This window comes from Methanogenium cariaci JCM 10550 (assembly GCF_001315945.1).
GTDB lineage: Archaea > Halobacteriota > Methanomicrobia > Methanomicrobiales > Methanomicrobiaceae > Methanogenium > Methanogenium cariaci.
Genome location: NZ_BBBG01000007.1, coordinates 1 through 20,371, shown reverse-complemented (window position 1 = coordinate 20,371; position 20,371 = coordinate 1). Strand labels below are relative to the sequence as shown.

At 53.6% G+C, this 20,371-nt stretch carries 25 protein-coding genes and 8 pseudogenes; 25 read left to right on the top strand and 8 right to left on the bottom strand.

Annotated features, from left to right (window positions below; translation table 11 throughout):
- Positions 1 to 161: 161 nt before the first annotated feature.
- Positions 162 to 887: a site-specific integrase gene (locus JCM10550_RS07640; RefSeq protein ID WP_083475373.1), complete on the bottom strand. Its 726-nt coding sequence runs from the start codon at positions 885 to 887 to the stop codon at positions 162 to 164.
- Positions 799 to 1,233, bottom strand: coding sequence for a tyrosine-type recombinase/integrase (locus JCM10550_RS19640; RefSeq protein ID WP_172673809.1), 435 nt, complete (start codon positions 1,231 to 1,233; stop codon positions 799 to 801). The genes JCM10550_RS07640 and JCM10550_RS19640 overlap by 89 nt, the downstream gene beginning before the upstream one ends.
- A 435-nt stretch (positions 1,234 to 1,668) precedes the next feature.
- Between JCM10550_RS19640 and msrB the strand changes: the two genes are divergently transcribed.
- Together msrB and JCM10550_RS07625 are read left to right on the top strand one after the other, a co-directional pair.
- Entirely contained in the window at positions 1,669 to 2,166 is a 498-nt protein-coding gene (gene msrB, locus JCM10550_RS07630) for a peptide-methionine (R)-S-oxide reductase MsrB (RefSeq protein ID WP_062398220.1), read from the top strand.
- Positions 2,167 to 2,176: 10 nt separating this feature from the next.
- Positions 2,177 to 2,858 (top strand): annotated as a pseudogene (locus JCM10550_RS07625) (2,5-diamino-6-(ribosylamino)-4(3H)-pyrimidinone 5'-phosphate reductase); the annotation flags it as partial.
- 33 nt (positions 2,859 to 2,891) lie between these two features.
- Here JCM10550_RS07625 and JCM10550_RS22490 read toward each other — a convergent pair.
- Positions 2,892 to 3,350: a hypothetical protein gene (locus JCM10550_RS22490; RefSeq protein WP_245618865.1), complete on the bottom strand. Its 459-nt coding sequence runs from the start codon at positions 3,348 to 3,350 to the stop codon at positions 2,892 to 2,894.
- Positions 3,351 to 3,457: 107 nt separating this feature from the next.
- Here JCM10550_RS22490 and JCM10550_RS22485 point away from each other — a divergent pair, with 107 nt between their 5' ends.
- From JCM10550_RS22485 to JCM10550_RS19635, 6 genes and pseudogenes are all read left to right on the top strand, one after another.
- Positions 3,458 to 3,868, top strand: a complete 411-nt coding sequence (locus JCM10550_RS22485; RefSeq protein ID WP_245618864.1) for a hypothetical protein — start codon at positions 3,458 to 3,460, stop codon at positions 3,866 to 3,868.
- A gap of 11 nt (positions 3,869 to 3,879) precedes the next feature.
- On the top strand, positions 3,880 to 4,140 hold the full coding sequence (locus JCM10550_RS22480) for a hypothetical protein (RefSeq protein ID WP_245618863.1): 261 nt from the start codon (positions 3,880 to 3,882) through the stop codon (positions 4,138 to 4,140).
- A 175-nt stretch (positions 4,141 to 4,315) separates the two neighbouring features.
- Positions 4,316 to 5,001: pseudogene (locus JCM10550_RS07605) on the top strand (2-oxoacid:acceptor oxidoreductase family protein).
- Positions 5,002 to 5,088: 87 nt separating this feature from the next.
- Positions 5,089 to 5,442 (top strand): hypothetical protein, encoded by a 354-nt coding sequence (locus JCM10550_RS07600; RefSeq protein ID WP_062398212.1) that lies wholly within the window; start codon positions 5,089 to 5,091, stop codon positions 5,440 to 5,442.
- Positions 5,443 to 5,581: 139 nt separating this feature from the next.
- Positions 5,582 to 5,818, top strand: a complete 237-nt coding sequence (locus JCM10550_RS07595) for a hypothetical protein (RefSeq protein ID WP_157200054.1) — start codon at positions 5,582 to 5,584, stop codon at positions 5,816 to 5,818.
- A 148-nt stretch (positions 5,819 to 5,966) separates the two neighbouring features.
- Entirely contained in the window at positions 5,967 to 6,146 is a 180-nt protein-coding gene (locus JCM10550_RS19635) for a hypothetical protein (protein WP_062398208.1), read from the top strand.
- Between the two features lie 13 nt (positions 6,147 to 6,159).
- Here the strand turns inward: JCM10550_RS19635 and JCM10550_RS22475 are convergent, their stop codons facing one another.
- Entirely contained in the window at positions 6,160 to 6,438 is a 279-nt protein-coding gene (locus JCM10550_RS22475) for a hypothetical protein (protein ID WP_062398206.1), read from the bottom strand.
- Between the two features lie 82 nt (positions 6,439 to 6,520).
- On the opposite strand from JCM10550_RS22475, the gene JCM10550_RS07580 reads away from it, so the two are divergent.
- From JCM10550_RS07580 to JCM10550_RS07565, 6 genes and pseudogenes are all read left to right on the top strand, one after another.
- Positions 6,521 to 6,826 carry a hypothetical protein gene (locus JCM10550_RS07580; RefSeq protein ID WP_062398204.1) on the top strand — a complete coding sequence of 102 codons (306 nt, stop codon included), beginning with the start codon at positions 6,521 to 6,523 and terminating at the stop codon, positions 6,824 to 6,826.
- Positions 6,827 to 6,907: 81 nt separating this feature from the next.
- Positions 6,908 to 7,429 (top strand): ferritin, encoded by a 522-nt coding sequence (locus tag JCM10550_RS07575; protein WP_062398340.1) that lies wholly within the window; start codon positions 6,908 to 6,910, stop codon positions 7,427 to 7,429.
- Positions 7,430 to 7,567: 138 nt separating this feature from the next.
- On the top strand, positions 7,568 to 7,843 hold the full coding sequence (locus JCM10550_RS24730) for a pyruvoyl-dependent arginine decarboxylase (protein ID WP_281175321.1): 276 nt from the start codon (positions 7,568 to 7,570) through the stop codon (positions 7,841 to 7,843).
- Positions 7,756 to 7,998 carry a pyruvoyl-dependent arginine decarboxylase gene (locus JCM10550_RS24725; protein WP_281175320.1) on the top strand — a complete coding sequence of 81 codons (243 nt, stop codon included), beginning with the start codon at positions 7,756 to 7,758 and terminating at the stop codon, positions 7,996 to 7,998. Before JCM10550_RS24730 ends, JCM10550_RS24725 begins: the two co-directional genes overlap by 88 nt.
- Positions 7,932 to 8,078 (top strand): annotated as a pseudogene (locus JCM10550_RS24720) (pyruvoyl-dependent arginine decarboxylase); the annotation flags it as partial. The gene JCM10550_RS24725 and the pseudogene JCM10550_RS24720, both read left to right, overlap by 67 nt.
- Before the next feature lie 204 nt (positions 8,079 to 8,282).
- Positions 8,283 to 8,846 (top strand): hypothetical protein, encoded by a 564-nt coding sequence (locus JCM10550_RS07565; protein WP_157200053.1) that lies wholly within the window; start codon positions 8,283 to 8,285, stop codon positions 8,844 to 8,846.
- A gap of 67 nt (positions 8,847 to 8,913) precedes the next feature.
- Here the strand turns inward: JCM10550_RS07565 and proS are convergent, their stop codons facing one another.
- From proS to JCM10550_RS07550, 3 genes are read right to left on the bottom strand one after another with little or no spacing between them, the layout of a single operon-like run.
- Entirely contained in the window at positions 8,914 to 10,359 is a 1,446-nt protein-coding gene (gene proS / locus JCM10550_RS07560) for a proline--tRNA ligase (protein WP_062398200.1), read from the bottom strand.
- An 11-nt stretch (positions 10,360 to 10,370) separates the two neighbouring features.
- The gene (locus JCM10550_RS07555) at positions 10,371 to 10,940 is read right to left on the bottom strand and encodes a stage II sporulation protein M (protein ID WP_062398198.1); all 570 of its coding nucleotides are present in this window, start codon (positions 10,938 to 10,940) and stop codon (positions 10,371 to 10,373) included.
- Entirely contained in the window at positions 10,933 to 11,781 is an 849-nt protein-coding gene (locus JCM10550_RS07550) for a DUF63 family protein (protein ID WP_062398196.1), read from the bottom strand. The genes JCM10550_RS07555 and JCM10550_RS07550 overlap by 8 nt, the downstream gene beginning before the upstream one ends.
- Before the next feature lie 13 nt (positions 11,782 to 11,794).
- Here JCM10550_RS07550 and JCM10550_RS07545 point away from each other — a divergent pair.
- Together JCM10550_RS07545 and JCM10550_RS07540 are read left to right on the top strand one after the other, a co-directional pair.
- A pseudogene (locus tag JCM10550_RS07545) lies at positions 11,795 to 12,886 on the top strand (NAD(P)-dependent glycerol-1-phosphate dehydrogenase).
- 1 nt (position 12,887) lies between these two features.
- Complete coding sequence (locus JCM10550_RS07540) at positions 12,888 to 13,325, top strand: UPF0179 family protein (protein WP_172673807.1); 438 nt, start codon at positions 12,888 to 12,890, stop codon at positions 13,323 to 13,325.
- Positions 13,326 to 13,365: 40 nt separating this feature from the next.
- On the opposite strand, the gene JCM10550_RS07535 is transcribed toward JCM10550_RS07540, so the two are convergent.
- Positions 13,366 to 14,181 (bottom strand): ADP-ribosylglycohydrolase family protein, encoded by an 816-nt coding sequence (locus tag JCM10550_RS07535; RefSeq protein ID WP_062398192.1) that lies wholly within the window; start codon positions 14,179 to 14,181, stop codon positions 13,366 to 13,368.
- A 114-nt stretch (positions 14,182 to 14,295) separates the two neighbouring features.
- Here JCM10550_RS07535 and JCM10550_RS07530 point away from each other — a divergent pair, with 114 nt between their 5' ends.
- The 9 genes and pseudogenes from JCM10550_RS07530 (at position 14,296) to JCM10550_RS07495 (ending at position 20,286) form a co-directional block, all read left to right on the top strand.
- On the top strand, positions 14,296 to 14,568 hold the full coding sequence (locus tag JCM10550_RS07530) for a UPF0058 family protein (RefSeq protein ID WP_083475370.1): 273 nt from the start codon (positions 14,296 to 14,298) through the stop codon (positions 14,566 to 14,568).
- Positions 14,569 to 14,573: 5 nt separating this feature from the next.
- Positions 14,574 to 16,183, top strand: a pseudogene (locus JCM10550_RS07525) (tRNA uridine(34) 5-carboxymethylaminomethyl modification radical SAM/GNAT enzyme Elp3).
- A pseudogene (locus tag JCM10550_RS07520) lies at positions 16,180 to 17,347 on the top strand (DNA primase small subunit PriS). Before JCM10550_RS07525 ends, JCM10550_RS07520 begins: the two co-directional pseudogenes overlap by 4 nt.
- Positions 17,348 to 17,378: 31 nt before the next feature.
- On the top strand, positions 17,379 to 18,053 hold the full coding sequence (locus JCM10550_RS07515) for a hypothetical protein (RefSeq protein ID WP_062398188.1): 675 nt from the start codon (positions 17,379 to 17,381) through the stop codon (positions 18,051 to 18,053).
- A 64-nt stretch (positions 18,054 to 18,117) separates the two neighbouring features.
- Positions 18,118 to 18,396, top strand: a complete 279-nt coding sequence (locus JCM10550_RS07510) for a 50S ribosomal protein L44e (RefSeq protein WP_062398187.1) — start codon at positions 18,118 to 18,120, stop codon at positions 18,394 to 18,396.
- A 5-nt stretch (positions 18,397 to 18,401) separates the two neighbouring features.
- A complete protein-coding gene (locus tag JCM10550_RS07505) occupies positions 18,402 to 18,593 on the top strand; it encodes a 30S ribosomal protein S27e (RefSeq protein WP_062398183.1) in 192 nt (63 codons plus the stop codon).
- Between the two features lie 4 nt (positions 18,594 to 18,597).
- A pseudogene (locus JCM10550_RS07500) lies at positions 18,598 to 19,388 on the top strand (translation initiation factor IF-2 subunit alpha).
- Positions 19,388 to 19,543 carry an RNA-protein complex protein Nop10 gene (locus JCM10550_RS17035; RefSeq protein ID WP_083475369.1) on the top strand — a complete coding sequence of 52 codons (156 nt, stop codon included), beginning with the start codon at positions 19,388 to 19,390 and terminating at the stop codon, positions 19,541 to 19,543. Before JCM10550_RS07500 ends, JCM10550_RS17035 begins: the two are co-directional and overlap by 1 nt.
- Positions 19,536 to 20,286, top strand: a pseudogene (locus tag JCM10550_RS07495) (proteasome assembly chaperone family protein). The gene JCM10550_RS17035 and the pseudogene JCM10550_RS07495 overlap by 8 nt, the downstream one beginning before the upstream one ends.
- Positions 20,287 to 20,371: the final 85 nt, after the last annotated feature.

Sequence of the window (20,371 nt, the reverse complement as noted above, 5' to 3'; positions counted from 1 at the left end):
CAGGGCATACCCCTTCTTCTCCAAGAGAGACCCAGGGCGAGGGTGTAGGTAATGTATGTGTTGACCTTTTTCGGTGTCCATTTTCTCCGAGAGTTTGGTGACGCACTGGGTCCACGTGTGTAACAGAAGTGAGAATAAGAGAGGGGGGGTGATGTGCCCGTCTATGCGGCGCTGTCGGTCTCAGTGGAATCTTTGGCAGGGGGGCGGGCCTGTTCCGGGGCCTGCACTGCTCCACCCTGTCGGCCTGCCTTTATTGCCTCGATCTCCCGTGCTGCTTCCAGGAGGGTGACCGGGTCCTCTGTCATGATGTCTCTCAGTTCTGCCTTGACACCCTCTACGGTTGCCCGGGCCTCTTCAGAAAGTCCCTTACCGCATCTGCTACAGAACCGGGCACCGGGTGCGTTCACATAATGGCACTGGTCACACTGCACCGGCTTTAGCTTTGACTCTTCCCCCCCGGCATCCTCCGGCAGCTCTACCCCCCCTGCCATGCGTGCGAATGCCTCGTCTGCATCGCCCGGTGTGAGGTGGCTGTATATCTTCAGCATGTCGGTGGTTTCATTCCCCCAGAAGGTTTTCTTTAAAAGTGTCTCCTGCATGCCGTTTCTCAGGCAAAATGTAATGCGTGAATGCCGGAAGATATGCGGCGTGATCTTCCGCTCAATACCTGCCTCCTCTGCAAATTGTTTGATGGTCTTAAGGGTGTTCTGATATTTCAGTGGCTTATTGTGCAGGTTCAAAAACACATAGTTTTCAGGTGACGGATCGGGGTGTTCACTCTGCCACTTTGCGAGGGTGTCACAATACATAATGATCGGCACGGCCCGCTCCTTCTCGGTCTTGCCATCGGTGCGGATGCGGGCCCCCCCAGTCTGTGAACCTGACATCCTGCCATCTCATGTCGGCGCATTCCTGTATCCTGAATCCGCCCTCAAACAGCACGCTCAATAGTGCACGGTATCGAATGCTTTTTGCAGCGGATATGATTTTAAGGACCTCTTCCTCGTTGAGGATGTCCTTATCGGATTTGGTCTTTGTAGAGTATGCCGGGATCTTGATCTTCTGCACTTTCTTCAAATTAAGATCACTATACCCGTTCTCAATCAACCATACAGTGAACCGCTTCAGGATGCGTAAGAGATCGCTTTGAGTGTTCCGTGTGTATGGCTTCCCCCGCGAAGATATCCCGTTCTTGATCTTCTCCACGGCCTCGTATAGGTCCCCTATTGTCATCTCATCAATATCTGGTGTGTATTGCGAGACGGTGCAGAGATTGGATGCGAGTTTAAACTTTCGTTGCGCGGACAGGTCTTTCTGAGAATTGGTCTCGGATAGGAATTCCCGGATGTATCCGGCTTCCTTTTTGGAAATTCTGCCATCACTGATTGCATTTTCTATGGCCCGTGTTTCATAGGTTTGATACTGGTGCCGCGTTGCGTGAAAGGCATTTTTTTCCATAATTAGTGTGGGATTATATCGTATATAAAAATTTAGGGCATTATACTTATTTGCTGAAATCCGGCCTGAGGCACTTATTCTTTCATTTTCATTCTGATGAGCGCAAGGTATTTTTCGCTCTCTTGTTCTCCCGCACCCCGTCAGGATAGAAAAAAGTCTTGCCCGCTGCATGTCGGCAAGGTATTTCAGGGAGTGTGGACAGGTAGGTGCATGAAAACCGAGGACCACCTTCGGTTATGTGATGCGTGTGCAGGCACGACCTACTGCACCGCCGTCATACGCCGGACGGATGAAGAATGGAGGATACTGCTTCCTCCGGATGTGTATCGTGTTGCACGACAGGCAGGGACGGAAACACCCTTCAGCGGAATATATGCAGACTGCCATGACGAAGGAGTGTATGTGTGTGCCTGTTGCGGAACCCACCTCTTCTTTTCCAAAGATAAATTTGACTCCGGGACCGGGTGGCCGAGTTTTGCCCGTCCGGTCTGCCCGGATAATGTCGAATGGCATGAAGACCATTCCCACGGGATGGTGCGCACCGAGGTGCTCTGCCGCCGGTGCAGCGCACACCTCGGCCATGTCTTTGATGACGGGCCCCCCCTGCCGGACGGGACGCGGTATTGTATGAATTCCCTCTCTCTTTCCCTCATCACCTGTGAAATGCACGAATCTGATACCAATATGGCTAAATCCGGGCGTGAATAAATGGTATAATATGCGGCCTCATGTGTTTGTCAACGTGGCAATGAGTGCAGACGGGAAACTTTCAACGAAAGAACGCAGACAGGTCAGAATATCAGGAGAGACTGATTTCAGGCGTGTCGATCTGATCAAGTCAGAGTGCGATGCGATCATGGTGGGCATAGGGACCGTACTTGCCGATGACCCTTCCCTGACCGTTAAGGATGCGCTGCTCAAAAAAAGAGATTGGATGAAGGCCGGGATGAACACCCCCCCGTCCGTATTGTCATTGACAGCAGGGCGAGGACACCGGTGGATGCGGATATCCTTCATAAAGGTCCCGGCAGAAGGATCATTGCGGTTTCCGGTCTCGCAGCTCCGGAAAAAACCGCTGCCCTCTCACCATATGCCGACATTCAGATGTGTGGGGGGGACGAACAGGTCAATCTTTCCGCCTTGCTGGACTACCTCGGCACCCTCGGCATCCGGACGCTCATGGTGGAGGGGGGGGCGGCACGCTGATCGGCTCCCTCTTTGCAGAAGGACTGGTCGATGAACTGTTTACCTGTATCGGAAATATGATCATCGGCGGAGCGGATGCTCCCACCCCTGCAGACGGAACCGGGTATATCCGCGAAACAGAATTTCCCTCCCTTGTCCTCAGAGATATGCAAAGAATAGACGACGGAGTGCTTCTGCACTGGTCGGTTCAAAAAAGAGTGATAAATCGTAATCATCCTTTTTTCGCTTCAGTTTCTGGAAAGGACATCATCGTAGATGATGTAACTTTTGCCATCGTAGTAGGATACCGTGACGATGACCCGGTCGTCTCCCCGTGTCGCCTCTCCGTCATCCACCCTGAATACCGCCACGTCTTTTGAGTCGGGTTTCAGGGATTTGGTCGTTGTAACACCGGCACCCGAGATCACAACCACTTTGAGGGTATCGACCTGATCCTGCCCTTTTCCGCCCCGGAACGTGACGGTGATGTCACCGGTGATCGGGTCTTTTGACGCAGCGACCGCCACTAACTGGGTGCTCGGTACGACATCGGTGGGCTGGGGGGGCACGAGGTCGGGTGCCGCCTGCGTTGTCGGAACCGGTGTCTGCACGGCCGTGGGGGGGGTAGCAGTAGGGGAGGTCTCGCCGGAATCGGACGTGCACCCGGCGACACATACCATTCCAATGACAAGAACAATCAGAATCATTGATGCCTTTCTAATCATACCATTCCATACGGAAAAACGGTATTTATTCTTATCGGACCCCCCCTTCGGCAGGAGGTGCGGACAGAGAGATGCCGTATGTCCGGGAGATGACAAAAATGGGAAAATTAGGTACCTGGGAAATGAAACTGGCACTATTTCTGGTGGCAGCATCCGCAATCATTTACTCAACGAAGATGCTTCTGCTCCACAATCCTGAAAATACTATCAATTATCTCTTTAATGCGATAGGATTTCTTCCCATCAGTGTCCTGCTGGTGACCGTGGTACTCAACCACCTGCTGACCCTCCGGTCCCATCAGGAGAAGATGCAGAAACTCAATATGGTGATAGGTACGTTCTTTGCCGAAGTGGGGAACCATTTGCTGACCGTCCTTTCCGATTACGATGAGGACTCAGCGGTGCTGCGAAACAAACTGATCATCGGCGATGAATGGGGGGGGCAGACCATTTTCGCAGTGCATCAGCATCCATTCAGGACTACCCCCCCTTTTCGGTGAACTGGGACGAAATGGACCTTGCAAAACTGGATGCGTTTCTTATGCAGAAACGGGATTTTCTCATTCGTCTGCTTGAAAACCCCCCCGTCCTTCTGGAGAATCAGAAATTTACCGAACTGCTACGTGCCGTATTTCACCTGAATGAGGAATTGCAATGTCGTCCCGGTTTTGACTGTCTTCCGGAAAGTGACTGCCGGCATATCGGGGGGGAGATATTGACCGGGTTTATAAGGAACTCGTCAGCGAATGGGTCCGGTATATGGAGTATCTGAAGAACAGCTATCCCTACATGTTCTCTCTTGCTCTCCGGACTAATCCGTTTGACGAGGAGGCTTCAGCAATTGTAAAGTGATGCGTATGGTCTAAAATACGCAACCATTATGTATTGTCCCTCTCCATGCAGGTCCAGAGGAGATGACGGTTCGGTGAGTGAATGTTCTGTTCTGATTGGGGGGGAAAGGCGGGGGGGCCGGAATCAATCTTGCGGGCCAGACGATTGCCCGCATCTTTTCCCACCTGGGATATTATGCATATATGTACTATGACTATCCGTCACTGATACGCGGCGGACACAACTTTTCTGTAATTCGTGCCGGCACTCATCCGATCGGAGCACGCCGTTCGGGAATTGATATTCTGCTGGCAATGGATCAGACAACACTCCGGCGGCATCAAAACGACTGCAAACGGGATGCCCTGATCATTTACAACTCCGATATCATAACATCGGATACCGGTTCCGGTATCCCCCCCTGAAGAGCATCGTTGAAACGAATGAAGGGTCAACCGTCATGGGCAATACCGCGATGATCGGTGCTCTGGCTTTTGCCCTCGGTATGGAATGGGAGGATATCGCATCCGTCATTGCGCATGAGATGCCGAAATTCACCGAAAAAAATCTTCATATTGCCCGGGACGCCTTCCGGATGCAGACAGAGAAGAAAGTATTGCCGCGCCATGCGCAGCCACCGGGCATTCTCATCTCCGGGAATGAGGCCGTCGGTCTGGGTCTGCTCTCGGCCGGGCTCGACGGGTATATCGCATATCCGATGAGCCCTTCCACCGGCATCCTTCATTTCATGGCGGGCGCTTCCGCTGAGACGGGGGATACAGGTCTTCCAGCCGGAGAGTGAGATTGCCGTCATCACCATGGCGGAGGGAATGGTGTATGCCGGGGCAAAGACTGCGGTCGGCACATCCGGCGGGGGGGGTTCTGCCTGATGACAGAGGCCCTTTCCATGGCAGGCATGGCGGAAATTCCCATCACCATCGTTCTTGCACAGAGAAGCGGACCGTCCACCGGCACTCCGACGTATACCGCTCAGTCAGATCTTCACTTTGCGATTCATGCAGGTCATGGCGAGTTCCCCCGGTTTGTTGTTGCCCCCGGAGATGCACAGCAGGCAGTGGAATGGGCGGGCCATGCCCTCTCATTATCCTGGCAGTTTCAGGTTCCGTCCATCCTGATGACGGACAAGACCCTGTCGGAGGGATATACACGGTCGCCCCCCCGGAGTTGTTCCCGACACACCCGCCGGTGTCTCTGCCCTCCGGAAAAAGTGATGCATACCTGAGATACCGGAACACCGAAGACGGCATATCCCCCCCATACGCCTCCCCCCCGCCCCCCCTTTCCGGTCGGTTGTAAAAGGAAACAGCAAATCGCATGATGAACGCGGGATATCCGTTGATGATGGGATGGGGATCGCAGCCATGACCAAAAAACAGATGAGAAAACTTCCGTTGATGGCAGAGACGGTCTCCCGCCTGAACCCGGTGCAGATTTCAGGAAACCGCGAGGCTGACCGGTGTCTGATCGCATGGGGTTCAAACGCCCCCCCGCTCTGCCGTGAGGCAGCGGGAATTGTCGGGATAACATTCGTTCAGCCATTGTTCTGCACCCGTTCCCGGAACAGGAGATGCGTGAGGCCACCCGCAACTCCCGCATGACCTTCCTTCTGGAAGACAATTATTCTGGACAGTTAGCGGACATCTGTGAGGCGCACGGCATCCCCCGTTGACATCAGACTGCCCCGGTTTGACGGGCGGCCCTTCACCCTGGATCAACTGATGGAAGACCTGTGGGGGGGCTGGTCGAATGACCGGGGGGGAACTCATCACAGATGCACAGAACACCTGGTGTCCGGGATGTGGCAATTTTGGCATCGAACATGCACTCAAGGATGTCATTCTTCGTCTGGAAAAAAGGGCATACCCCGGGAACAGATGGTGCTCGTTGCAGGGATCGGGTGCCATGCAAAGATGGCCGATTACCTGAACATCAACTCGTTCTATTCCCTGCACGGGAGGGCGGTCTCCTTTGCGACAGGCATCTGTATGGCAAACCCGGACCTGAAGGTGATCTGCTGTGTGGGGGGGACGGGGGGGACGCCTATGCGGAGGGTATCGCCCATCTCCTGTTTGCCGCCAAACGGAATGTGAACATGACCGTTCTGGTGCATAACAACCGGGTCTACGGGCTGACCAAGGGGGCAGTTTACCCCCCCCACGTCTCCCGGCGCATACCACAGCAAATCAAACCCGCAGGATACCGGTGAGATTGCATTCAACCCACCGGAACTGCTGCTTTCAGCGGGCTGCAGTTTTATTGCACGGGGCTATTCCCGGCGGGGAACAGAACTCCAGGAGCTCATGCATGCAGGCATTTCCCATTCCGGGTTTTCCTGTATCGACATCCTCCAGATCTGTGCAAGCTATCTGGATAAAACAGAGGAGTATGACGCACAGGTGTATGTGCCGGCGGACCACCATCCGGAAGACTTTGATGCAGCCTGCCGTCTGCTACGGGAATACCAATATGACGATGCAGGAAAAATTGCGCTGGGCATACTCTTTCAGAAACAACGGGAGATATTCCACACGGGAACCCCTCACCTGCAGCAGACATATGCGGATAAACAGTCCTTTGTCACACGCTTTATCAACGGGCGCAGATGACTGCGAACCGATCCAACCATAGGTATATATGGCGCATTGTCAATGGGCGGTGCTGAGGGTGAACGAGGTGACAAAACACAAATGAATGGAAAAATTCTTGACGCAATCAATGAGCAGATCAAATGGGAACTGTATTCCTCCTATCTTTATCTGTCCATGTCCGCCTGGTATGATTCAATCGGGCTGCGGGGTTTTTCACACTGGGAACGAATTCAGGCAATGGAGGAGCGTGACCATGCCATGAAATTCTATGATTATGTCCTTTCCCGTGGCGGCATCATAGAACTTCAGGCCATTGACGCCCCGCCTTCCCTGTGGGAATCCCCCCCGGAAAAGGCCTTTGAATACCAGTATGAGCACGAACAGTCGGTCACCGCAAAGATTGATAATCTTGTTGAACTTGCGCATGAGGAGCACGATCATGCAACCTATAATCTGCTCCAGTGGTTTGTGGACGAACAGGTTGAAGAGGAGGAGAACGCACGCACCATTCTTGAAAAACTGAGTATGGCCAGTGATGAAATGGGCATGAATATTCTCTTTATGGTTGATAAGGAACTTGCCGCAAGAGGATACCATCCGCTGGTAACTCCGGATTATTAAATCGGTGACGATACCCATTTCTTTTGTTTTTGGCTATATACCGAATTATCCATCCCATCCGGAAAGGAATTTGTCTGTTTCTTCAATTTCCTTTAAGTGAGCATGCACCCAAACGTATATACTTATTTGGTGGACACTATGAGCGACAGATTTGTACCAAAACGTGTGTTTTTTACCTGTGGTGCCGGCCAGAGTCCGGATGAACTGACTTCATTTGAGATGGCATTGCGGGACGCATCCATTGAATGCTACAATATTGTTACCGTTAGTTCAATCCTCCCCCCCCGAAATGCAGAATCATATCAAAAGAGGAGGCACTCCCGGATATGCACGCAGGCAGTATTGTTTTCACGGTGTTTTCCCGCCTGTCTTCAAATGAACCACACCGGAGAATTTGCGCATCCATCGGGGTAGCCATTCCTGAGGATATGGAATCTCACTGGGGGGATATTTTACCGAGAATCATTCCTTTGGTCAGGGGGGGCCCAAACAGTCCGGAAAATATGCAGAGAAACTGGCAAAGGATATGTTTGGCAGTATATCCGAGAGTGCACTCAAGCAGACCATGAACGTGACGAAGAGTGCCGTCGTCGGTGATGACGGACAATGGACCTCGGTCATTGCAGCAGCGGTATTTTTAATGGACTGAACAAATCTGCCGGAAAATAAATAACTATATAACAGGATTCTTCTTTTTTACCCCAATTTTTGCACGTATTCGCACACATCCGGCATTATTAAATACCATAAGAGGGAATAAGAGAATGTCCTCTTTGGTGGTGGAGATATTAGATCCCCGCAGTAATCTTTTTTTGGGATAAATATATCTGTGTCAGGGCAAAGGAGAGAGCATATGCGCTTGATACTGTGTGCCGGAATGATTCTTTTCTGTGTAGCAATAACAACCATCTCTGTCAGTGGAGCCTCGTTTACCGTTGATCAGATTGTGACTGATGAATCCGGGAATGTCTCTCCCGGAGACGTCGTCCGGGTATCTGCCCGTGTCTCGTTTGATCCGTCAGGAGAGGTGACATTTCCGGGGGGGAGTGACCGGCTTGAGCTCTCTACCGCACTGACAAACCCCGAATGGCAGTATACCCTCACCGTTGACAATCATCCGGTTCAGACCTTTTCCCAGGAAAACGGAGTGGTATTTATCAACGGCTACTATCTCGAATATGCACAGGGCCGATCGGAGTATCTCTCGGTAGAGGTCAGCGGGGTGGTGCCGGTGGTGCCCGACGGGACGATTGACGCACTGACCATCACCCAGTACGATGAATTCGGCAATGTGCGAGGGGACGGGACATCGACCGTGCCCCCCCTTCTCGTGGATACCCGTAATGAGCCGACAACTCCTGAAGAGACCTCGGTTCCGGAGACGACAGCACCACTGCCAACGGCCACCCCCCCCTGAATGGTGCGGTCATCATCGGGGCAATCGCATCTGTCGTTGCCGGTATCCGGACAGGGAAAAAAGAGGATTAATAGGTCCGGGCAATGATTGCCGGACGTGCGGGTTTGCCGCAGATGATACAGGTGCCTTCGGTATCCGCGACATATTTGCTCTGAACATCGGTGCCCAGCACACTGACGTCAATTGCGGTTTCAATGGCGGTGGCGCATTCCTTACATCCGCACCACGGGATGACGGCCACGCCCTTGCCTGCTGCCTCACGTGCCTCGTCAAGAGAGGACGCGGGCACAATCTGTTCCTGCACCTTCTGCTCCGCCCGCTCCTTCAGTGTTTCCGTGAACGCGTCCATGACTGCCTGTATGCCGGGCAGCAGCGCATCCCTTGCGACGGTCTGTTTTTCTCCCAGCCGGGTCACGGTCATGACCACCCCGTTATCGATATCACGCGGGCCGATCTCAATTCTGAGCGGCACACCCCCCCGCATCTCCCAGTGATAATATTTGGCACCGGGCCGCAGGCTCCGGAAGTCGGTCTTGACCCGGTAGCCTGCCTCTTTGAGTTCGGTCTCGAGTGCTTCCGCTGCCGCACGAACTTCTTCTTCACGCTTTTTTATGATGATGGGGACAATTGCAATCTGCACCGGTGCGACGGCAGGCGGCAGGACCAGACCCTTGTCATCACCATGGGTACTGATAAGTGCTGCGATGCAGCGTTCTGATATCCCGTAGCAGGTCTGGTATGCCAGCTGCTGTTCTCCCTGTGCATCCTCATAGGTGATATCAAACGTACGGGAGAAGTGGTCACCCAGATGATGGGCGGTGCCGACCTGAAGGGTCTTCCCGTCGGGCATGACAACATCGGTTGCAAGGGTGTAATCCGCACCGGGGAACTTGTCCCATTCCGGACGGCGGGAGACGATGACCGGGACACAGAGCCGGTCATAGAACGTACGATACAGGTCCACCGCATCGTTCACCTGTGCCTCGGCCTCCTCCCAGGTGGCATGAACGGTATGTGCTTCCTTAAACGAGGTGATTTCCCTCAGGCGAATGAGCGGCCGTGTGTGCTTTGTCTCATAGCGGAAGGTATTCACGATCTGGTAGAGTTTTATCGGAAGATCCGCATGCGACCGGACCCACAGGGCGTACATGGGGGGGTATATCGCCGTCTCGGATGTCGGGCGGAGGGCAAGCGGCACATCAAGTTCACTCGTGCCCCCCCCGTGGGTGACCCAGTAGACCTCCTCTTCAAACCCTTTGATGTGCTCGGCTTCCTTCATGAACTCGTTTTCCGGAATCAACATCGGGAACAGGGTCTCGTCATGGTCTTTGTCCAGCAGTTCCCGGAGAATAGCATAGGTCGCCTTTCGCATGGCAAATCCGTGAGGATACCATACGTATACCCCCCCTTTCACCGGATACCGGACATCCATGATCTCTGCCTGCCAGAGAATGTCATTGTACCATTCACTGAACGTCTCTTTCGGCGGGAGTGCGCCCTTATCTTCCTGCATTACTCATTCACCTAGATAAATAACTGTATGATTTCGGGAGTAATAAACCCCTCTATAATCGCTGCGATTCCCAGAAGAGGCAGAACATAGACGAGGAATTGTTTTCCCATCCGGTGTGCCGCAGAGATGGCATCCCCGTTGCCATGCAATTCTTTCCAGAGCTCTTCTCCGAGCAGGATACCGAACATGCCCGCGAGTACCAGCGCAGGAATCTCAAATATGCCATGCGGCAATATTCCCGCAAGAATGACATACAGTCCCTGCTCCTGCCGGACGAATTCGACCACGATACCGATGATAAACCCGTTGAACGAGAGAATCAGTGCAGTTAACAGCCCAAAGGACGCTCCACCGATGAACAGGATAAGAGAGGTTTGAGTATTGTTTGCAAAGATGTTGAACGCAACAATCGCAGGATTCTCTGATTCAATATTGTTGAATACCTCCTCGTTCATCATGGCGACCAGTGATTCTCCCACCGAAGGGTCCGCATGCACGGCAAATGCCCCCCCGATAATCCCGGTGAGCAGGAGGATGCCCACCGTGACAATCGCGGCTGTGCGGTAACTGCCATCAAACATAGAGGATCATCCGTACCATATCCCGGATACCGGGCGCCATGCCGACAACGATCATCGCCAGAAGAATCAGGTGCCACAACTGGCTGTTCCCTTCCTTCCGGTACATCTCAAGCACGTATATGGCAGGGATGATCACCGCCAGCTTCAGGGCGAACATGGAAAATGCGGTGCCGGTGGCTTCGATGAGATGAGAGCCGACAACATGCACCTCCACGTAGGTCAGTTCATGGAGTTCGATACCGAAACTGGTCGCGCTGGCATCCAGCATGTGGCCGAAGATCAGCAGCTTGTAGAGAATATTCTCGGTAAACGTCCATTTTAATCCGTAGCGGAGCAGAGCCCAGACCGCAGTCGATGAGACGGCCGCCATCGTCAGTATTGTTACGAGCACCGTGAGGGAAATCTGTGTCTCAGTGATGCCGAAATATGCCAGAACGGCGGCGGCAATGATACAGGCGCAGACACCACCGGCAGCGTAGCCTTTGGTATAGGACGCAATCAGGCCCTTCTTTTCCAGTGTTCTTGAGATCACAAGCAGTGTGATGGTGATAAAAAAGACCACAAAGAAGATGATCGGTGTTACCAGAATGACATTCCACGGTCGCGGGATGATTCCCGTATCCTCGACAACACGCAGCAGTCCTCCGAGAACGACGAAGGGAATGGTCGAAAGAATAAATTGCTGGTCGATGTCAATCCCCCCCGTCTTTTTCAGCCACCGGTATACGAGGTATACGGCAAGAATGAGGATGATGGCATAGGTCAGAGTATCGACAATGGTATAGGGTTCTCCGTTTAGTGTCGGACCAACGTAATATTTGTATATAAAATCCCACATCATTTAATGATAGTACATGAGTCCTGACGGTATAAAATTACTCAAAACACCTGTTTTGGATAAATCTAAATGGATGCAGCTGCCGCGTGATGTGATCATCGGCCATGACGTGCTCACACAGCTGCCGAAGGTCTGCGAAGACCTCCATGTCTCGGGTTCTGTCGTCGTATTCAGTGGAAGGGGGGACCATGAACGTCGCAGGCAACCGGGTGCTTTCCCTGATCAATGAGGTGGCCGATGCGGAACTGTTCATTGTCGATGCCATCACCCCCCCGGACGTGATCACCGAGGCGGAAGAGGCGGGATGCGGTGCGGATGTCTTCGTTGGTGTCGGCGGCGGCAGGGTCATTGATACGGCAAAGATTGTCTCCTACAACTGCTCCCGTCCGTTTATCAGCATCCCCCCCACCGCAGCGTCTCATGATGGTATTGCGTCATCACGTGCGTCGGTGCCGGTGAAAGGGGGAGCGTATCGCTTGCGGCAAGCCCTCCCATCGCCCTCATCGCCGATACCGGTATCATCGCCGCAGCACCCCACCGTCTGCTTGCAGCCGGGTGTGCGGATGTGATCTCCAATTACACGGCCATCCTTGACTGGGAACTCTCTCACCGACTCCGGGGGGGCGAACCCCTCTCCGAGTATGCCATGGCCCTTTCGCGCATGACTGCAGAGATCATCAGTAAGAATGCCGACCTGATCAAACCCCATGCCGAAGAGAGCGCATGGACCGTCATCAAGGCACTGCTCTCCTCCGGCGTGGCGATGAGTATCGCGGGTTCGTCACGCCCGGCGTCAGGCGGAGAACACAAGTTCAGTCATGCCCTTGACCAGATCGCGCCGGGAAAAGGGCTGCATGGAGAACAGTGCGGCATCGGTTCCATCATCACAATGTACCTGCACGGCGGTGACTGGAGAGGTATCCGAAACTCCCTGAGAGCGATCGGGGGGGCGCCGACAACGCCAAAGGAGATAGGTATTGACGACCATATGGCGGCACGGGCCCTGATTCTTGCCAAAAGTATCCGTCCGGAACGGTTTACCATTCTGGACATGGGCATCACCGAAGAGGTGGCGGAGCAGCTGATCGCGATGTTATATGAGGAATGAAATGACCGATAAAGACGAACACACAAAGATTACGCTGATAGGAAAAGCACTCGCACAGGAGGGCATTGAATTCGTGTACAAGGGAGAGGTCCATGCATGTGAAGGCTGCAGGCTCAAAAAGGTCTGCCATAACCTGTCACCCCACCAGAGATACCGCATCGTCGGGGGGGTACGGACCAATACCCTTCATTCCTGCCCGGTCCATATGGATGGTGCCTACACCGTGGAAGTGGTGGAAGCCGCCGTCCCTGCTGCGGTCCCTGCAGAGCGCACCATTCTCAATTCAACCGTTGTCCACAAGGGGGGGGATGCACGCACCGTGACTGTGTCAACTTTGAACTCTGCAATCCGGAAGGAATTGTACCCGGCGAGGGATACCGCATCGCCGAGATCGATAACGGAACGATTCTCTCCTGCAAACTGGGGGGGAAGAGGATGAAACGGGTTCTTTTGAGCCCCTTTTGATCAATCTTTTCTTATCATCCACAGGCTTCGGCGCAGGAGATGACCGCATCGATTCCTTCAATATTCCTGAGCCATGCGTCAGGCAGGGCTTCAATACCATATTCCGCACCCTTCAGTGCACCGGAGAGGGCGGCAATGGTATCGGTATCTCCTCCCAGCATGACGGCTCCGGTAACCGCATCCTGAAACGAATCACTCATGAGGGCAAGGGAAAGGGAAGCGTGCAGGGTGTCGAGCGCATCCATGGACGGGCGCAGCGGGTAGTCTTCCGGGGCAGCGATACGTGCACGGACTTCGGCAATTTCACAGGATGCAATGGCCCGGTCCCGTGCACGGGCGAGGCTCTCACCCCGCAAAAGACAGGAGATGACGGTGTTGAACACGGCCGACGCCTCGCAGGCGACCGGGTGGAAATGGGTGATGCGGGATGCCGCAAGGCTGCAGGCCCGGACAGACTCCGGCGGGTAGCAGATCCCGATGGGGGGGACGCCACGCATCACACTGCCGTTTGTCCGGCCCAGACCCTTCTCCTCAAAGAGTGTTCGTGCCGCTTCCAGTGGAGCGCATCCGGTTTTGATCCGGGTAAACACCTCCCCCGATGTCGGTCCATAGAACCGCGGGTCCCGATCATATTCCTCTATCAAAGCATGTATTGCATCCATCGAGTCAAAACGCCCGCATTTCAGCAGCGATTTGGATATTGCAAGTGTCTGCTTCGTGTCATCCGTAAACTGACCATAATTCCCCGGATTTACTCCGAAATTGCCGGGTTCGAGGACATTGTGTTCCGGTGGGGGGGGCCCCCTCAAACGGGGGGGCGCCGAATGCATCTCCGAGGGCCAGTCCCGCGAGTGCTCCGATTGGATGTGAAAACTGCGATATAAAGATCACCAATAAACTATATGCATTCCTGATTAGTAGTAATTCTAAGGATTGGTGATCTGGTGCAAAAAGAGGAACTTCTACATCTTCACATGCTCTTTGTCCATGTGAAAAAATACTACGAATCAACGTACGGCGATGAGGTTTGCACACCCGGGTATGATGCTTTTTCCATCTCCCCCCCGGTGCATATTCATAAAAATAAATCCTGTCATAAGGAAGCAATTCTGACGCTGGGTGACGAACTGGTTTCATACCTGAAGTCCAAGGGTCTCGCTTCACTTGAGTATCAGGAGTATTCATCCCCCCCTGATGAGATTATTGCCGGTAATTAGGCAGTATGCAGGACAATGATATTTTCCGGGAAATTATTTCCCGGCTCTCTTTTCCCGGGGTTACCTCGTCAGATGTGCAGAAGATAAAGATTCAGACGGCCAAGAAGTACGGGCTCTCTGCCATTCCCAAAAATTCCGTCATACTTGCCGCGGCAACCGACGACGAATTTGAGGCAATGCGCATCATCCTCCAGGTAAAACCGACCCGGACACTCTCCGGCGTGGCACCGGTTGCGGTGATGACGTCACCCCCCACCCATGCCCCCCATGGCAAATGTCTGCCCTGTCCGGGCGGGCCGGACCATCCGTTCGGGTCACCCCAGAGTTATACCGGGGGGGAGGAACCGGCGGCACTTCGGGGGGGCCGCCAGTATGCATTTGATCCCTACGTGCAGGTCCGTCAGCGACTGCTTCAGTTCGAACTCCTCGGCCACCATATCGACAAGGTCGAACTGATCGTCATGGGCGGCACGATGACCGCCCGTGACCCGGTCTATCAGGAATCATTTATGGGTTCGTGCATCCGTGCGATGAACGAGTATGGAGGCGATATCCTTCCGGATGACGGCGCCCCCCCGTATGAGGAGCTGTGTCGCAGGAACGAGACCGCCCGGGCACGCTGTATTGCCGCAACATTCGAGACGCGTCCGGACTGGTGTAAACAGGAACACATCGACCGTATGCTCTCCTTAGGGGGGGTGACGAAGGTCGAACTCGGCGTGCAGCAGCTGAGAGATGACATTCTCGCATACAACCGTCGCGGGCACGGGGGGGTTGCAGAGACGATTGCGGCAAACACCCTGTTGCGGGATGCCGGGATAAAGGTCGGCTTTCACATCATGCCGAATCTGCCTTCCGCAACGATGGCCGATGACCGCTGGATGTTTGAAGAGCTTTTCCGGAATCCCTCATACCGGCCGGATTTCCTGAAGATTTATCCGACCCTGGTCACTCCGGGTTCGGAGATTGAATCCCTGTGGGAGGCAGGGGGGGCCTACACGACCTATCCGGAGGAAGACCTGATTGACCTGATCGCATTCGGAAAGTCGTGCATACCGGAATACACCCGTCTCCAGCGGGTCCAGCGCGACATTCCGGCACGGCTGATCGTCGCCGGATCGCATCACAGCAATTTCCGGCAGCTCGCCCAGAAGAGATTGCTAGAGACCGGGGGAAGCTGCCGCTGTATCCGCTGCAGGGAAGCAGGCCGCGCTCCGGCACCCGCAGAGGAGGCGGTGCTCGACACACAGACATATGCATGCTGTGGCGGTAGCGAACATTTCCTGTCGGTAACGGCATCCGACTCCCTGATCGGGTTTGTGCGTCTGCGTTACCCCCCCGGCAATCCCTGGCGGACCGAACTGACAGAAAGTGCGATCATCCGGGAACTGCATGTCTACGGCTCCCTGGTTCCTTTGGAAAAGAATGCCACCGCATCCGGGGGGGAGTGGCAGCATCGGCAGTACGGCACAGACCTTCTGAACGCGGCGGAAGAACAGGCGGCATCAGACGGCTACCGCTCGGTTGCGTGATGAGCGGCATCGGAGTCCGGCCATATTATGCCAGACACGGATATGAACGATCAGGCCCATATATGATCAAGAGACTTGGATGAATCCTGCCACGCGTGAATATATCAGACAGAAGTTTGCGGCCTATTATGCACATGCCCCCCCGGTATTTGTGCCGCCATCGCTCCTTCAGCGTGAATGGGGATTTATCTCCTTTGATGAGTCAAGAGTGCCGATGCGGCGGCATATGGCGTTTCAGTCGCGGGAAGAACTGGCGTCCTATGTGCGGGTGACCGTGCCCCGCCACATGTATTTTTCCACGGCATACTACGAACTCCCGTCAGCGCCGACGATGAACGATAAGATCTGGTCCGGTGCGGACTGATATTTGATCTGGATGCCGATCATATCGTCCAGAAGGTATCCTACGATACGATGCTTGCCCGGGTAAAGGACGAGACCCTGAAACTGGTGGATATGCTCACCGATGAACTCGGATTTTCAACAAAGAGTATGTCGCTGGTCTTTTCCGGCGGGCGCGGATATCACATTCATGTCCGGGATCTTGAGATACGGGAATGGGGGGGCAGTCCGGAGCGGCGCGAGCTGGTGGATTATGTCTGCGGCATTGGCATCGACCCGGGGGGGTGATGCTCAGTGCCCATGCGGGAGCAGGCGGCGGCTGGCCCGCACGCTATCGGGATTCCCTGCGCGAAGAACTGCAGCGCATCCATGATATGGGGGAAAAGGACGGGATAAAGTATCTCGCATCCCTGAAAGGGGGGGTGGGGGGGAAGGAATCAGCACGGTCGCTTGTCGAGGGCATGGACACGCTGACCGGATCGTTAGACGACCTCTCCTCGGCGGCACCGCTGATGAAGAACAATGCGCTTCGTGCCATCATTGGAGAGGATTATGAACCGCTGAGACACCTGATTCTCTCAAAGGCCGCCCTTACCGACGAACCGGTGACCACCGATATCAAACGACTGATCCGTGCGCCGCGCTCCCTGCATGGCGGTTCAGGGTTCCGGGTCACCGAACTCGCTTCAGTGGCGGATCTGGAACGTTTTGATCCCCCCCTCGTGGATGCCGTCGTTGACTTTGGCGGAGACATGGTCTCCGTGGAATGCCCGTTCCCTCTGACAATGCCTATGTCGGGTCAGACATATACGATTAAGAAAGGAAAAAATCGGGTGCCGGATGAGATGGCAGTGTTTCTTTGCTGCCGGGGGGGCATCGGAGAGCTAACAGGTTCCGGTGCCTGATCCATCGAATGGGGGGGTGAGTTGATTATATATGGAGCTTGAAGACCTGCGGATAGTTGTTCTGGATGAGCGGGAAAGCGGAAAACTCACATCGATATCCGCGGATATTTTTGAAAAAGGACAGCTCAGGTTACGGGAACTGTATTCCGAGGCCCAGTCTGTCGACAATTTTCTTACCGATCGCGGATCTGATCTCATGCGTGAGATTGACAGCCTGAAGGTAACCCTGAACGACATTTCCCGGGAACGGTTTAAAAAGATCCTGAAGATGGCAATAGGCCAGATGGACACGCACTACGTGGACCCTCTGGATCTCCGGAAGATGATCCCCGAAGAGCGGGAGATGTATGACGAGATTCAGGCAGCCATTACCGCGTGCAGGCATGCCCTCATCGATGGCGCATCGCCGAAGAGGACACCTGTTGTCCGGACCGTTCTGCCTCCTGCTGAAGAGGAGGTAGAGATAGAGGTAGAGGAAGAAGTGCCCGCACCCTGCCCCCCCACACTGCAACCGGATGAAGAAATACTCCCGGAGGAACCGGAATTACCGGAGACTGCCGGGGGGGATATGACCTGGTTCATATCCTTGATGATATCGAACCTTTTATGGGGGGGACTGACGGAAGAATATATAGTCTTATTAAAGATGACCTGGTCTCGCTTCCTCTGGGGGGGAATGCGCAGGTACTTTATGAACGCAACATAGCCTTAAATATTAAGGTAAGCAAATAATATTGGGTTTCAATATCCACACACAGGGGGCTTATTCCATGAAAATGCCAACGAAATTTAATACCTACTGTCCTTATTGCAGGAAACACGAGATCCATGAGGTCGAAAAGGTGAAGCGCGGGAAAGATATGCATCTTCACTGGATCGATCGGCAGAAAGCACGCCGCGGGAAAGTCGGAAACCGGGGTAAGTTCTCAAAGGTACCTGGTGGCGACAAACCAACGAAGAGAATCAACGTACGCTACCGGTGCACAGCATGCGGGAAAGCACACCTGCGTCGTGGCGTAAAAGCGGGCAAATTTGAACTCACGGAGTGATTAGAATGGTACGAATCAACAGAGAGAACCGAAGCGCTTTCTACAAAGTAAAGTGCCAGGACTGTGAAAACGAACAGATCATCTTCCAGCGGGCAAGCACCGTCGTCGACTGTGTTGTCTGCGGAAGTGTACTTGCAGAACCATCCAGCGGAAACGCGAAGGTTCATGCTGAGATCATCGAAGAGTTAAGTGAGTAATCCCATGCTAGAGAGAGAATGGCCCGACGAAGGTGAACTTGTCGTCTGCACGGTTGCGAATGTAAAGGATTTTGTTGCATTCGTAACCTTGGACGAATATGAGGAACGCGAAGGCCTGATCCCTATCGCTGAGATAGCCAGAGGCTGGATTAAGCACATCAGGGATTATGTCCGTGAAGGTCAGAAGGTCGTATGCAAAGTTCTCCATGTTGAAAGATCAAAGGGCCATATCGATCTCTCTCTGAAGGATGTAAACGATCATCAGCGCAAAGAGAAGATCCATGAATGGAAGAATGAGCAGAAAGCGCTGAAATGGGTCTCATTTGTCTCAAAGACATCCGGCACTGATGAAGAATCAATACAGAATGTCTTTTACCGTGAATATGGGGGGGCATTATTCCCGGTATTTGAAGATGTCATCACGGATGAAAAAGCAACTCTCGGCCGTCTGGACCTGGACAAAAAGGTTGGAGACGCACTGATCGAAGTTGCCCAGGAAAACGTAAAATTATCCAAAGTTACCATCACCGGCCATCTGATTCTGACATCAACAAAACCGGACGGTGTCAATGTCATTCGCCGGGCATTGCGCAGTGCTCAGCCACGATTGAAGGGGGGGTTGAGATTGAACTGGTGTATGTTGGTGCTCCCAAGTACCGGGTAAAAGTAACCGCACACGATTACAAATCCGCTGAAAAGGCCATCAACAAAGTTGCCAAAGCAGCAGTTGGTGTTGTTGAACGTGCAGGCGGCACCGGCGAGTTTGTCCGGAAAGCACGCTCTGGTAAGAATTAATGGTCGGAAAAATTAGACGATGCCCGTCTGATGGAACCTATACCCTCAATTTTTCCTGTCCGCAATGCGGAACGGAAACCCGGACGGCACATCCGGCTCGGTATTCCTCACAGGATCGATTTGGAAAATATCGACGGAGAGTTCGTTATGGATGATATTCGTATAAAAATGCTCGCCGATGAGACGTATCACGCTGATATTCTTATCGAAGGTCTTCCCGGTGTCGGCCAGGTGGGAAAACTTGTTGCCGAGCACATGATTGAAGAATTTGGTGCAGAAAAGATTGCAGAGATCACGTCCATCTTCTTTCCTCCGCAGGTGCTTATTGATGAAAGCGGCGTCGCCCGTCTTTCACGCAATGAAGTCTACCTCATCAATACCGATGACTACTCGATTGCATTTCTGATAGGGGGGGATGTGCAGAGCGCATCTGCAGAAGGACATTATCTGCTTGCAGACGCGTATCTTGACATCGCCGAGGAACTGGGAGTAAAACGTATCTATACGCTCGGAGGCTATGGGACGGGCCAGTTGCAGGAAGAGATCAGGGTATTCGGTGCAGTCAGTGACGTTGCCCTACGGGAGTCCGCTGAAGAAGCGGGAGTGATTTTTTCAACGGACGAACCGGGCGGCGGCATCATCGGCGCATCCGGACTACTCCTGAGTCTGGGTGCCGAGCGCGGAATAGAAGGCATCTGCCTGATGGGGGGAGACCTCCGGCTACATTGTTGATCCAAAGAGTGCCCATGCAGTTCTCGGCATCCTGAGTGCCCTGACCGGCCTTGATATCGACGACACGAAACTTGAAGAGCGTGCCGTTGAGATGGAAGGTATTGTCGAGAAGATAAAAGAACTCGAGAACGCAAAGGCCGAAGAAGAACTCAGCTACATTGGCTGAATGCACCTACCGATCACAAACATTTCCGCCCTCTTTTTTTCCGGTATCTTTGAGTGCATGGGTGATCGATCAGGGGCGGTACATG